Origin of the sequence: Paenibacillus sp. S25, from assembly GCF_019454085.1 — a bacterium.
In the GTDB taxonomy this organism is placed as follows: domain Bacteria; phylum Bacillota; class Bacilli; order Paenibacillales; family Paenibacillaceae; genus Paenibacillus; species Paenibacillus polymyxa_B.
The window spans coordinates 627,953-641,506 of record NZ_CP073683.1 but is presented as its reverse complement, the minus strand read 5'-3'; the positions used below and the strand labels follow the sequence as shown (position 1 = coordinate 641,506).

The window sequence follows — 13,554 nt, the reverse complement described above, 5'->3', positions numbered from 1 at the left end:
CTTGATCCTTAGCAGGATTCAAGGTTTTTGCTGTTTCGATGATTACTCTTTATCGCATGTTCGCTTCTTCTGTCCTATATGAATGTATCCCAGCTTATCTGGGTTGACCATTAAATAAAAGCTCTGAATATGCTCCCCGTCCGGTGTCAGTCTGAGACATAAGGTTTCTCTCACTTTTCCATCTTCCAGAAATGCCAGCTGGACCTCACCATTGATGATGGTGTGGAACACATCTCTTTCTCGTAAAACGGTTAATACCCGACGAGAAGTCAACAGGGCAAGAACGCCTTTGCGTACAACCATCGGTCTCATCACCGTATGGACATTACCTCCGCCATCTGACACGAATACAGGTTGTTCAGCCAGTAGTTCCAGCATAGCAGTCACATCGTAGGCAAGAAAGGCGGTTGTAAAACGTTCTAGTAGTTTTATTCGGGATGAGTTATTCATATTACGACTGGACTGAGCCTCAAGAGCAGATTCTCCTGAAGATAGAATACGACGGGAGCGACTGAACAACTGACGACAGTTGCTCTCAGTCTTCCCCAGCAATTCCGCAATATCTTTGTAATCATATTGAAAAGCTTCCCTCAGCACAAAAACAGCCCGCTCTATCGGCTTTAGCTGCTCCAGCAAAACCAGAAAAGCGTAAGATATCATGTCTTTACGCTCTAACCAATCCGCAGGGAGATCTGCGCTTTCACCCAACGGCTCCGGCAGCCACTGTCCTACATATGTCTCTCTTTGCTTGCGCGCAGAGTTCAACAGATTCAGACACCGATTCATCGTCATTTTGGCTACATAGGCTTTGGGATTGTGTATATCATCCAGGGGCTTATTCTTCAGCTCGACAAAGCAGTCTTGAACTACATCCTCGGCATCCGTAACCGCTCCAAGCATGCGATAAGCAATGGCAAAAGAATATTTGCGATATCTTTGATACAGCTCCTCCAGATTTAAATCCACCGATTCTTGTTCAATTCTGTGTTCTTTGCCAGACAAAGCATAGCCCCCTGTTCATTTAAAGAATGCCCGGATACATTCCCGTTGCAATCGCAATCCGGTTCCAACTGTTAATCACGTTAACCGCGGTTATCAAATCTACGTATTCTTCCTCTGTAAAATGTTCTCTGACCCTATTGTACAAATCCGTAGATACCCCTTGTTCAGAGATGCGAGTGACCGCTTCAGCCAATTCAAGCATAACACGTTCTTTTTCCGTGAACAAAGGAACCTCCCGCCATAAGGCTAGCTGCAAAATGTGGTCAGCATAATCCCCCAGCTTGAGCAAATCCTTCGCATGCATATCCAGACAATAGGAACATCCATTGATTTGGGATACTCTAATTTTCAGTAGTTCGTACAATACTTTGTCTGTAAAACGACTGGAAATATATTTTTCCATCTCCATCATTGCCTTGAATGTGCTAGGACTCACTGCTCTGTGATTGAATCTTAAACTCACGATACATCGCCTCCATTATTGGTTTACATATAGAAGACAAATGAACATGTGATTTTGTGACAATGTGTAATACATCAATTTGGAATTGCCCTCAATTGACATAGCATGTATTATAGATAAATGATTTTATGTAAAGAAGGTGAGCACTCACATGAGCGGAAAAGGTATTATAAAAGAATTTAAAGAATTCGCTGTACGGGGTAACGTGATTGACCTCGCGGTCGGTGTTATCATCGGTGGAGCGTTTGGCAAGATTGTTACTTCTGTGGTAAACGATATTATTATGCCTCCGATTGGTAAACTTCTGGGCGGCATGAATTTTCCAGACTTGTATGTAGCTTTACGAGCTGCCGACCCTTTAAATGCTGACGGTACACGCATGACTTTGGCACAGGCCAAAGAAGCAGGGATCGCAGTCCTCGCCTATGGTCAGTTCATTAACGTTCTGCTGGACTTCCTGATCGTGGCCTTCTGTGTGTTCATGCTGGTCAAAGGGATTAACATGCTGAAACGCAAAGAGGAAGAAAAACCTCCTCAGGAAAAAACGATCAAGGAATGTCCACATTGCCTATCCGAAATTCCTGTAGCCGCTACCCGTTGCGCACATTGCACTTCCAAGCTGGAAGGGTACGTCGAAGCACGCTGACCCAACCCACACCTATATGACTACAACAAACGGCTTAAGACGGTATACCGTCTTAAGCCGTTTTAGTATGGTGTAGGAGATCTGATTAGTTGAAATTGGTGATAATGCCACGGGGTCTGACGGGCAAGCCCTCAGCGTACAGATGGGAAACATCACCGAAGCCGATGCAACGGGGAACTGCCCATTCCTGAGAGCGCTCATCAAACAAGATCGTGGTTACGGAGCTAGGCGGCATCCAAAAACCGGACCAGACCAAGGCCAATGGCAGCTCCAACAGATGAGCAAGCCAGGTCAACCCGAAGCCGCCATGACAAAACACGGCCACCTGATCTTCGGTATGCTTCAGAATCCGGTACCTGCCCTCCACCCGCTCAAAGCCTTGCCGTTTCAGGAATTCATCGGAATGAAGCTTCAGCCGTTCGAAGGTTTCGGGACTTTGCGTTCCCTGATAATAGGAAATCTCCTGCCAAGAGTCATGAGTCGGCAAGGGCAACTCGGAACGGATCACTTCACCTGGCAAATCCCAATGGGAAAGACGACCGTATGGAGTTTCCTCCAGCTTTAGAGCCAGCTCCTGTGTCCAGTGTTCCACTTCATGAGTCATACCCAGAGAATCGGCGGTGTAGCGCATCGTATCCAAAGCCCGCCCCAAAGGAGAGGCATAAATTCGATCCAGTCCGTGACTGGAAAGCCGTTTGGCCAGTGCCTGGGCTTCCAAATGCCCCTCCGGCGTGATGGTGTTGTTGGGGTAATCGGGGTCTGCGTGCCGGATAATATACAATCTCATTATTGGTTCTCCGTTTCTATGAATGGCGACAGGATCGCTTTATCTCATTACATCGATTAGTTCTCCTGATCTTTAACGTTTATTCAGCAAATTTTCCAAAATCGCGCGCAAATCCCTGTCTTCCTGGTAGACTTCCTCACCTGTATCCAGCTCAATAACCCGGATATATGTATAATTGGCTCTGACATCGACTGGTTTAAAAATTAATTCCTCCGGATTGTCTGGGCGGACATCATAGCCCATATTTTTGAACATATCCGTGATTTGATCAATCCCCGGCTTGCCTCCGCTTTCCAGCATAATCAACCCGCGCAGTTCCTTGGGTTCCTCTGGATGCATGACTCGAAAATGTACTATACATTCCATGTAAAATCGCTCCTTTCAATCGTAAACCTGTGTGATATTACAAATCCTTATGTTCCCAGCATACCCCAAATGCCACTCCACATTCCACACCCGCCTTCATATCGTCGGGACAGAAAACACGTTATACTGTAAAGTAGACCTTTGATTTCTGCTTACTATAGGAGGAACCACGATGACTAGCGAGCTTCTGGATATCTACGATGATGAAGACAAACCTCTTGGCACAGCCTCGCGACAAGACGCACATGCCAAGGGATACTGGCACCATACCTTTCACTGCTGGCTTGCACGAGACACTTCGACAGACCGTCGCTTGCTGTTCCAACAGCGTCAGGATACGAAGGACACCTTCCCCGGATGCTACGATATTACAGCAGCCGGTCACTTGACGGCAGGCGAAGACATGTCTCAGGCGGCTCGTGAGCTGGAGGAAGAACTGGGCATTCATGTTCCCTTTACCTCATTAACACCGCTGATGACCGTTCGGTATGAAAGCAAAGGTACCGCACAGGGCACCTCTTTTTGGGATCGGGAGGTTAGCTCGGTGTTTGGACTGCTATCAAACCAGCCATTGGAAGCTTATCACCTCCAGCAAGAAGAAGTAGCCGGACTGTACGAAGCAGATCTTAACCAAGCACTGGCCCTTTTTGAAGGCCGTATTCCCTTTATCGAAGCCCATGGCATTACGTCGGGGCCGAACCCGGAAAAAACTCGCCGCCTGATTACATCGGATCAATTCGTGCCTCATAAGGCGGGCTATATTACATCTATATGCCGGGCACTAATGGAACTTCCTACCCGGTAATCTTTAGCTATTCTCCAGCTGACATATATTTGCCGATAATGCCTTCATACCGCCAGCCATACCGGGTCGACAGTTCTCTGCCCATATCATGCTCTAGCTCATACAGAATAAGATCCTGAGCAAAATGATTAAGCAGCAGACCTGTCATTACCGGATGCTCGGTAATAAGCGCCTGTGTCGGGCAATTCTCTCCCCGCATACCCAGCATGCACCAACGCCGATCAATAACAAAAGAAAATTTGCGCCCTGCTGGTTCCTGTCCGTCTGTACCAGACCTAAGCGGTAACCACGGTCCCATCATGCTTTCTCCGTTATCGCAGGACCAGAGCAGACGCACACCTCGACTCTCAGCTTTCTCCAACTCTGTCCGCAGCAGTTCGGCTTCCTCGCGCCACAAATCCAACACAATCTCATGCTCTGCCCGTTCCAATTCACGTGTCAGACTTTCCAGCACCTTCCGATCGCCTTCCGCGTTATAAAAGGTCGGCTTGCTTGGTTCTGTTCGTGGCATTTCCTTCTCCACCGCACGTAGAGACTCCTGCATCTGCCCTTCGATCATCCGGGTCAGTTCACCCGGTGGCAGCATGCTGTAACGAACAGGCTCTCCAGCACTGGTTCTGAGGTATCCCTGCCCGGCCAAACGCTGCAAAGCCGCGTACACGTTGGAGCGCGATGCGCCCAGACGCTTAGCCACTTCATAGCCGGAAGCCGCATTTTGCCTCGAAAGCTCGACCATAACCTTGGCTTCCATTTCCGTAAAACCCAGATTCCGCAGATGATGCAGCAAACGCTCCATATGTTCTGTTCCCCCTATGCTGCCTGGCGTTATGTCTGTGTCCTGCGGCAGCCTGTTCGGCTGCGTCAAATCTGTTCAGCTCCGCAGCGCGGGCACCACTTAGACCCTTTGGGTAGTTCTGCAGTACAGATTTGGCATTTTACATTTTCACGTACTTGTGCAGACGGCGTTGCCGGCTTCTCGGCCCCGGAGTTGTTGGCCTTCCAATATCGAATCCGCTCGTCCAGCTCTTCCTGACGCTCACGCTCACGTGCCAGTTCTTCAAGACGACGGTGTTCTTTTTCCAGATCTTCCTGACGACGGCGCTCCCATTCAGCGTCGAATGCCGCTTTTTCTTCTGGCGTAAAATCAGATACTGTGTAATCGCGGTCTAGTCCCGCTGGTTCGTGTGTTTCATACCGCTCATCCTGTTCCTGTTCATGCCGATCGACTACTTCATGTTCTGCATATTCCGTGTAAGCAGGCGCAGCATCCTTCACTACCTCTGGCTTGCGCAGATCAAAAGAATAGACGTCCGTTGGCACCTCTTCACGCACAGCAGCTACTTGTTTGGAAGCAGCCTGTCCTTCATTGAGCTTGCGTCCGCATTTGGGACAAAAGTTCGCATCCAGAGGCACAACCGCTCCACAGGTGCATAAATGAGCGTTTTTCAATTCTGCAATTCTACTGCGCAGCTCGTCAATTTCATCCTGAAGCTCATCACATGCAGTGGATAGCTGTGTCATCTCGGTTTCTGCCACTGACATGTCGGATGCGCGGTAACCTTCGTAAAAGATCTGACCCATTCGTAAGAAATGAACATCCATTTCCTGCTGAATCGTTGTAATTTGTGAATTGATCTTACTAATCTCGACAGCATGCTGCGCCTTTTCTGTTGCGCGATTAGCGCCTTCCTTTATACGTTGAATCAGCTTCATCGTTATTTCCTCCCCATATCCAGCCGGATTTCATTGTACCGTCCGTATATCCCAAAGTTTTTTTCTGTTGGCAAACCTCGAACTCCTGTATAATGGAATGCGGTCATATCGCCTGATTGAAGGCTATAGGCATTAGCGTCAACGTATTGACGTTCTGATGCTCCGCCAAGATCCGCATGAATTTCAGCATTATTTTAGTCCATCGCCTTGTTCTTATCGTCAGCTAAAGCTGACTAGAACTCTATCATACCAAAAACTACCCCCATTTGTGAAAATGGAAGATTTTAAGAACGAAAGGGGTTTCAGGATTATGGACCCAAATCCTTCTTTTTACCCCCGACCCATCGGGGTTCCTTATTCAACGTCGAGCCCTCAGGCACGTCGTGCTTCCATGGATACCAGTATAACGCTGGTGCCCGACACCGACCAAGACTCGGCCTATTTTCGTGCTTTAGAGAACGCCGGCATTCACCTGAACCGCCCGCAGATCCAGGCCGTTCGCCACGGCAAAGGCCCCCTTCTAACCCTTGCAGGGGCTGGCTGCGGCAAAACCACAGTGCTGGCTGCCCGCGCAGGCTACCTGATGGCTATGCGGGATGTCCCTGCATCGTCCATTCTGCTGGTGACCTTCACCAGCAAGGCAGCTGCCGAAATGAAACTGCGCATCGGCGGATTACCCGGTGTGCGCCCTGCCGCTGCACGTGCAGTTCAGGCACGCACCTTTCACTCATTCGCTTTGGCGATGCTGCGTCATCGTGGCGTACAAGATGAAGTGTTCGGCGAAACGCAGGCCCAGCATACCGTCATGAAAATGATGCTGCGGCAGCTTGGGCTCAGCGAGGCTTTCCAGCCAGAAAGCCTGCTGTCTGCCCTCTCCGCCTGGAAAGCGGAAGGCCGCAGCGCGGATGAGCTACCGGAAACCGTGCGCGAGGAATCGGATGCCAAGCGTGCCATGCTCGCCTATGAAGCGTGGAAACAGGAGCGCAATAAAATGGATTTTGACGATATTCTGCTGCGTGCCTCCGCACTGCTGCGTGACCCGGATGTGCTTCAGCCGCTTCAGCGGCGTTTTTCACATATCATGGTCGATGAATTTCAGGATACGAATGCCCTGCAATATGAGATGGTGCAACGATTGGCTGCCCGACATCGCAATCTGATGGTTGTGGGGGATGATGATCAGACGATCTATACGTTTAATGGGGCACGCCAGGAATCCATTCTGGAGTTTGACAAGGTCTATAAGGATGCAAAGGTCATCACCCTGGATATTAATTATCGCAGCGATGCGCGGATTTTGGGGCTGGGCTCTAACATTGTCGCCAAAAATGTTCATCGACGCTCCAAACGTCTTTCGGCTGCCGGGCGTGAAGGCTTGCCGCCGCAGTTTGCCACCCCATCCGGACCCGAGGAGGAAGCGGGGCATATTGTTACCCATCTACTCGGACAGGTAGAGGAAGGGCGGCTGCGCTACCGGGATATCGCTATTTTGCACCGGACAGCCAGCGGAAGCCGGTCTATTTTTGAGCAATTAATTATGCGGGATGTCCCATTTATTCAGTACGGAGCAGGGGCTGTATTTTATGATCAGTCCCTGATTCGTCCCTTAATGGATCACCTGCGCTTGTCGCTGAATCCCCGGCGTATGGAATCCATTCCGAGCACCCTTGGGCCGCTGTACGTCTCCCGTGAGGCGGGTATGGAATGGATTATGCGCGAGGAGAAACAGCAGGCTAAAAAATACCCGTTGATTCATCTCAGCCGCTGGGATCGACTACGCGATTTTCAGCGTGAGCAGGTAAAAGAACGTATTCGTTTGATTCGCAGTCTCACTACAATGAAGCCTGCCTATGCCATTCAAGAAATGCGGCGCATCTTTTATGACAAATATTTGGAAAGCGGAGATACGGGCGCATGGACTCATTATAAGGAAACGATGCAAGAAAGTCTGGAGGAGCTCGAAACGGCAGCCAAGCGGTTTGACACCGTGGAGGCGTTCGTCAGCTTTGCAGATGAGCTTTCCGAGCGTCACCGCCAAATGGAATCGCTGCGCAGAGAAGAAGACAGCGATGCTGTTCGGCTCATGACGATCCACCGCGCCAAGGGGCTGGAATTCCCTTGCGTATATTGGATCGGAGCCAGCGAAGGCATTCTGCCGCACAGCTCGGCGCTGCACAGCGAGCTGCCGGAGGATCGGCGGGCAGGCGCCGCCCCGACTACCGCTGTGGATAACGATGCAGCGCTTGAAGAAGAGCGCCGCCTCGCTTACGTGGCCGTCACCCGGGCGAAGGAGTTGCTGTACATCACCTCTCCCGCCTCTAATCATGGCAAGCCTGCCGCCGTGTCACGATTCCTGCTGGAAGCCTATGGGGTCACCCCTGAGGCTTCCAAGCCAGAAGCACGCCGCAGCAGCTTCGGCCAACCGAAGGGTGCTTCCGGGTATAGCAGCCGTGCTGGCGCTGGATCGCCAGCGTCTGGCACAGCGACCCGCGTGAGCAGCAGGCCGGGACCAGGCAGTGCTACGACACGGACGACCTCGTCGGTGGCAGGGTCTCAGGCGGAGCCACGCATCAACGTGCCCGTGTGGAAATGCACCGACGGCGCCTGCAAAGCGTGGATGCGGCGCGACACAACAAGCGGACGCCGTACAAGCGCGGCTAGCACAGGCACGCCGCCGGTGTGCCCGCTCTGCGCCTCCCCGATGACAGAGGGGACACGCAACATCCCGGCCAGATAGGTATAAGGCGTATAGCTGGTATTGGAGAACTGTGCTTTTCTGGACTGGTGACACCCGTGATTTCCAGCCTAACTGTTGCAGATTTTAATGAATCAAATAAGCTTTAGACAGACCAATAAAAGAAAAAGCGGCAGACTAGGACGTGAAAATAAAGTCCTAGTCTGCCGCTTTCTGTTTCAACTCGCTATTGAACGTTCGTTTTCCGTTAGTTCAATGCCTTGCTCTTTGTGATCATCCAATAGGTGTTCCATCAGGTAGTTTGATATCTGGTTTCAATAGAACCACATCCCCCTTTTCGGGAATTCCTCCAAGGACTAATACCTCTGATTTAAAGCCTGCTATCCGTCGAGGTGGAAAGTTGACTACACCTATGATTTGTTCCCCTATAATATCTTCAGCCACATATCTTTTTGTGATTTGTGCACTCGAAGCTTTTATTCCGATATCTTGTCCAAAATCAATTTCAAGTTTAATAGCAGGTACTTTTGCTTCTGCAAAAAACTCAGCTTTAATTATGGTTCCAACTCGAATATCTAGTTTCAAAAAATCATCAATCGTTGCCATCTAAACATTCTCCTCATCGATTATTTTCTTCAATTTCGTGATAATCAGTTTCAAATTTAATATTTTGCAACTGTAGTATACCTTAAAGATTTTGCCCAAAAATACATCCCCATACCGAATAAAGTCATGATTCCACCTATGAATTGAAATGCAGAGATTATTTCTCCCAAGAATAAGTAGGCGAGAATTATGGCAAGAACAGGCTCTCCAATAATACCAACTGAGACCGTAGTTGCACCCATTGATTTCAACAACAAATTAAAAATATATTGTCCGAAAATAGTTGGGATTACTGCAAGTAACAAGAAATACATCCAATCCGACGAGTCATATTCGATCAAGGAATAGTGATTCAACAAATTGTAGACCAGCATGATGCTGCCACCAATAAAAAAAACAATAACACTATATAAATTTGCATTTATTTTGTGGCTTACTTTCTGTCCTGCCAACATATATGCTGAAACCAAGATTGTTCCTACTAAAGATAATCCATCTCCGATTAATGCCTCTCTCGAAATCCCTATGTCTCCCCAAGCTATAACGATTGAACCGACAAGAGCGGCGATCAAACAAAGAATGGTCAATATATTTGCTCGTTCTCTGAACATAAAGTATGAACCCATCATTACAAATAAAGGCTGTAAGGATAAGATGACCATGGAGCTCGCAACTGAGGTATATACTAAAGATTCCATCCAGAATAAGAAATATAACCCGAGAAAAAGACCAGCTATGAAAACAGTACTCCAATCTTTTTTGTTCATTTCTAAGGAACGAAACATTTTCCAAGGTACAAAGGGAAGCATTATGAGTACTGACATATACAATCTGTACATCCCAGCCACAGAGGTTGGAGTATCTGAGGATTTTATCATGATAGATGAGATAGAAACAGACAGTATGCTGATTAAAAGCAAAATATACGGATGAAACGGTAACGACGATTGATTTATTTTCACATATACGCCTCCAAGATGTCTTATCCAATCGCCTGTGCACAGGATTGTAATGATAAGCCGAAGATCTGGTATAATAATATCACCACTTTTATTTTATTTGTGTAACTATATCTTTAATTTATATAGAAATATCGTCATCAGAAAGGACCTCGCTAAAATGGAAAAACAATTGCATGAGACCATTCTATATCCCGATGTTTCATTTCCATACATCATGTACACCCATACTATTCATGCAAGTAGTCCTGAAGGTAGAGGATTCAACGATTTACATTGGCATGAGGAACTACAAATCACTTTGGTTACCAAAGGAAAGCTAGTGATACAAGTTAACGGCATTGATCATGAATTAGAAACAGGTCAGGCCATTTTAATTAACAAAGGTGTCCTTCACGTTACTACACACCTTACACATAACGGTCAATATGTCAGTTTTAATTTCCCTGAGAAGCTGCTGGCCTTTTATGCAGATAGTGCGATGGAAAAAAACTATGTACTGCCTTATACAAACTCTTTCTTATTGTCATTAGTAATCAAAGGAGATGTTGAATGGCAAAATCAAATACTGCAAATGCTTTGGGATATGAAACAAAAATTTGATATGAAAAAAAAATGGGGCTGGGAATACGAGGTTTCCATCAAAACGGCACAATTATGGTTAGTCTTAATATCTAATATTTCGCTGTCTTCTGAGGAAGCACCTAAATACATGAAATTGCAACAGGAGCGACTTCAATTGATGCTCAGCTTTATCCATCAAAACTACTCAGATAATATAACACTGCAAGAAATTGCCGATATAGCACATTTAAGTATTTCGGAATGCACTCGTAGTTTTAAGAGAACCATTCATATGACACCTTACGACTACTTAATTAAGTACCGTATCAAGAAAAGCAGCGAGTTATTAATTTCAACAGATTCTACAATAACTGAAATAGCCCACAGAGTGGGGTTCAATCATGTAAATCACTTCATTCAGTCTTTTAAGAAACATCATAAAAAAACACCTAATGAATTCCGGAAATTTAGAAATGAATTCATTAATTAAGGAATGAAGCAGCCGTCAGCGTAACGACTTACTCTGTTGATGATCCTGTTTTCAATCTACATTCAAATGTAACTCCCACATCTTCCTCAGTTTCATGTCATTCATCATTCGTATAAAAAAATGGCTTCCCCTTCCTCAATCAGTACAGCTGTTGCACGCAAAATGCCCCTTTTCATATAAAAAGGGGCATTACTCAATCGATTGTCTTTTCTCTTTCGGCAGTTTTACAGTTGTACTAATCCTTTACGCCTTGCCGGGCCATATTGCCCGAAGCCTGAACCATCCACTTTCATAGTCTTTCTGTCCGTAGACAAGAGGGAGGCCCAACTTCATAAGCCTATCCCCCCCATTAATAGACTTTTCTCCGCTATTTCCTGACTGAACTTCGTATTCGAGCTCTGGATTAAGTCCGTCAAGGCGGAGAACTCGCCAAGGCGCGTTCGGAACAGCCATCACTTGGAAATAATAGACGAGGGCTTCCTCTTTGTCTTCAGAAACAAACATCCAAGCCGACTCGTTATTTTCAAACGGACTCTTTAGGCGATACAAGTCACCCTTCTGTACTAAACCACGAATCTGCTTGTAGGCTGTGATTTGGCGTTTAACCGTCTCTTTTTCCTCAACGGTGAATTTCGTGAGATCAAGCTCATATCCAAAATTTCCAGACATGGCGACATCACCTCGAAAATCAAGGGGCGTTATGCGTCCAACTTGATGGTTCGGAACTGCCGACACATGCGCTCCGGTTGCACTTACAGGATAGACAAGGCTAGTTCCATATTGGATTTTAAGGCGTTCCACCGCATCGGTATTATCACTAGTCCAGACTTGGGGCATGTAGTAAAGCATTCCTGGATCAAAGCGCCCTCCGCCACTTGAACAGCTCTCGAAAAGAATATGCGGAAATTCGGTGGTGATGCGCTCCAACAGCTCATACAATCCAAGAACATAGCGATGGGCAGTCTCGGATTGGCGTTCTGGCGGCAGAGCAGCGGAACCGATTTCCGTCAGACAGCGGTTCATATCCCATTTCACGTAAGAAACCGGCACGCTGGAGAAAATGGCAGCAAGTGAATCGTAGATGAAATCGCGCACTTCCTTGCGAGTATAGTCCAGCACTAGCTGCCATCTGGCTTCGCTGCGCCTGCGTCCCGGAACGTGGAGACACCAGTCCGGATGCTCCCGGTACAACTCGCTGTCTGGAGAGATCATTTCTGGCTCAAACCAGAGCCCGAATTTAAGACCCAGCCGATTGATACGGTTCGCGACATCCGCGAGTCCGTCTGGCAGCTTCCGACGATCCTCGTACCAATCGCCGAGAGACGAATTGTCGGAATCCCGTTTTCCAAACCAGCCGTCATCTAAGACAAATAGTTCGATGCCTAGCTCAGCCCCCTCTTTCGCTATCGATACCAACTTATCTGCATTGAAGTCAAAATAGGTAGCTTCCCAGTTATTGACCAGAATAGGGCGTTCTTCGTCCCGATATTTCCCTCGGCAAAGTCGAGTCCGATACAAGCGATGATACGTCCGCGACATATCTCCCAGTCCTTGACCGGAGTAAACCATAATTGCTTCTGGCGTTTGGAAACTCTCCCCTGGGCTCAGTAACCACGAAAAGTCAAAGGAGTTCACGCCGATGTTAAACCGTGTTGAGCCAAATGAATCCATTTCCGCTCCCGCCTCAAAGCCCCCGCTGTACACGAGGCTAAAGCCGAATACCTCGCCATAGCATTCCGTTGTCTCGCGAGTGACCAATGCAGTAAAAGGGTTGAGTTGATGGCTGCTCATGCCCCTTTTACTATCAATTCGGGTTTCACCTTGAAGAATCGGTTTGCGGGTAATATTCCCCTCCCGAGCCCATGCTCCCGAAAGATACATGAACTCCAAATCGCTTTTACCCGAAAAATCGACACTGGCACTTAGTGCACGAAGGAGCCTAAGATTCTTTTCCCCCGCATTAGTCAAACGAGCCGAACGAGCGATTACGTTTCGATCCGCGAAGACGGTGTAAAGAAGAACAACTTTAAGACCTGAAAAGTCATCTTTTAACTCCAGTTCCAACGTATCCGCTTCGTCTTCATTCTCGGTATATACGGCCGGAAGCCCGGTTAATGATGGCTTTCCCTTAATGATCCGGTAACCATTGTACTTTAACTCTGTGATACGAGTTCCATCTTCAAGTTCTACTTGATACGCCGGGTTACGGAAGTCCCCACTCCCATACTGCGGGTACTCTTGCGGTAGCCGATCCAATCCAGCCATCGCAGAAGTGTGAAGCCATAGATCGGTCATTGATTCGCGGTGCTTCAGCCTATCTCCCCAATATACGTGCACAGGAAATCCATCCACAATCTGAATAATATAACTCATGCCCGACGACTGTAGATGAAACAGCCCCGTTTGCTCTTGAACAATGATACCCATTGGAAAAACAACCCCTCCCTCTAGATCATAC

At 47.6% G+C, this 13,554-nt stretch carries 13 protein-coding genes; 4 read left to right on the top strand and 9 right to left on the bottom strand.

Annotated features, from left to right (window positions below; genetic code table 11):
* Window positions 1-42: 42 nt before the first annotated feature.
* Together KAI37_RS02850 and KAI37_RS02845 are read right to left on the bottom strand one after the other, a co-directional pair.
* Window positions 43-1,002, bottom strand: coding sequence for a sigma-70 family RNA polymerase sigma factor (locus KAI37_RS02850; RefSeq protein WP_220030683.1), 960 nt, complete (start codon window positions 1,000-1,002; stop codon window positions 43-45).
* A 19-nt stretch (window positions 1,003-1,021) separates the two neighbouring features.
* Window positions 1,022-1,465, bottom strand: coding sequence for a carboxymuconolactone decarboxylase family protein (locus KAI37_RS02845; RefSeq protein ID WP_071639406.1), 444 nt, complete (start codon window positions 1,463-1,465; stop codon window positions 1,022-1,024).
* A gap of 151 nt (window positions 1,466-1,616) precedes the next feature.
* On the opposite strand from KAI37_RS02845, the gene mscL reads away from it, so the two are divergent.
* The gene (gene mscL, locus KAI37_RS02840) at window positions 1,617-2,111 is read left to right on the top strand and encodes a large conductance mechanosensitive channel protein MscL (RefSeq protein WP_023986826.1); all 495 of its coding nucleotides are present in this window, start codon (window positions 1,617-1,619) and stop codon (window positions 2,109-2,111) included.
* Between the two features lie 85 nt (window positions 2,112-2,196).
* Here the strand turns inward: mscL and KAI37_RS02835 are convergent, their stop codons facing one another.
* The gene (locus KAI37_RS02835; RefSeq protein ID WP_029515948.1) at window positions 2,197-2,898 is read right to left on the bottom strand and encodes a histidine phosphatase family protein; all 702 of its coding nucleotides are present in this window, start codon (window positions 2,896-2,898) and stop codon (window positions 2,197-2,199) included.
* Window positions 2,899-2,970: 72 nt separating this feature from the next.
* On the bottom strand, window positions 2,971-3,264 hold the full coding sequence (locus KAI37_RS02830; RefSeq protein WP_023986824.1) for a hypothetical protein: 294 nt from the start codon (window positions 3,262-3,264) through the stop codon (window positions 2,971-2,973).
* A 172-nt stretch (window positions 3,265-3,436) separates the two neighbouring features.
* Here KAI37_RS02830 and KAI37_RS02825 point away from each other — a divergent pair, with 172 nt between their 5' ends.
* Window positions 3,437-4,069, top strand: a complete 633-nt coding sequence (locus KAI37_RS02825; RefSeq protein WP_071639405.1) for an NUDIX hydrolase — start codon at window positions 3,437-3,439, stop codon at window positions 4,067-4,069.
* Window positions 4,070-4,076: 7 nt separating this feature from the next.
* Here the strand turns inward: KAI37_RS02825 and KAI37_RS02820 are convergent, their stop codons facing one another.
* Window positions 4,077-4,865 carry a TrmB family transcriptional regulator gene (locus tag KAI37_RS02820; protein WP_069010963.1) on the bottom strand — a complete coding sequence of 263 codons (789 nt, stop codon included), beginning with the start codon at window positions 4,863-4,865 and terminating at the stop codon, window positions 4,077-4,079.
* A gap of 65 nt (window positions 4,866-4,930) precedes the next feature.
* Window positions 4,931-5,782, bottom strand: coding sequence for a zinc ribbon domain-containing protein (locus tag KAI37_RS02815; RefSeq protein WP_071639404.1), 852 nt, complete (start codon window positions 5,780-5,782; stop codon window positions 4,931-4,933).
* 310 nt (window positions 5,783-6,092) lie between these two features.
* Between KAI37_RS02815 and KAI37_RS02810 the strand changes: the two genes are divergently transcribed.
* A complete protein-coding gene (locus KAI37_RS02810) occupies window positions 6,093-8,519 on the top strand; it encodes a UvrD-helicase domain-containing protein (RefSeq protein ID WP_220030682.1) in 2,427 nt (808 codons plus the stop codon).
* Window positions 8,520-8,750: 231 nt separating this feature from the next.
* On the opposite strand, the gene csaA is transcribed toward KAI37_RS02810, so the two are convergent.
* Both csaA and KAI37_RS02800 read right to left on the bottom strand, forming a co-directional pair.
* A complete protein-coding gene (csaA, locus tag KAI37_RS02805) occupies window positions 8,751-9,083 on the bottom strand; it encodes a chaperone CsaA (RefSeq protein WP_025719785.1) in 333 nt (110 codons plus the stop codon).
* Window positions 9,084-9,139: 56 nt separating this feature from the next.
* Complete coding sequence (locus KAI37_RS02800; RefSeq protein WP_220030681.1) at window positions 9,140-10,045, bottom strand: DMT family transporter; 906 nt, start codon at window positions 10,043-10,045, stop codon at window positions 9,140-9,142.
* A 157-nt stretch (window positions 10,046-10,202) separates the two neighbouring features.
* Here KAI37_RS02800 and KAI37_RS02795 point away from each other — a divergent pair, with 157 nt between their 5' ends.
* Entirely contained in the window at window positions 10,203-11,096 is an 894-nt protein-coding gene (locus tag KAI37_RS02795) for an AraC family transcriptional regulator (protein ID WP_071639401.1), read from the top strand.
* 243 nt (window positions 11,097-11,339) lie between these two features.
* Here the strand turns inward: KAI37_RS02795 and KAI37_RS02790 are convergent, their stop codons facing one another.
* On the bottom strand, window positions 11,340-13,523 hold the full coding sequence (locus KAI37_RS02790; protein ID WP_220030680.1) for an alpha-galactosidase: 2,184 nt from the start codon (window positions 13,521-13,523) through the stop codon (window positions 11,340-11,342).
* Window positions 13,524-13,554: the final 31 nt, after the last annotated feature.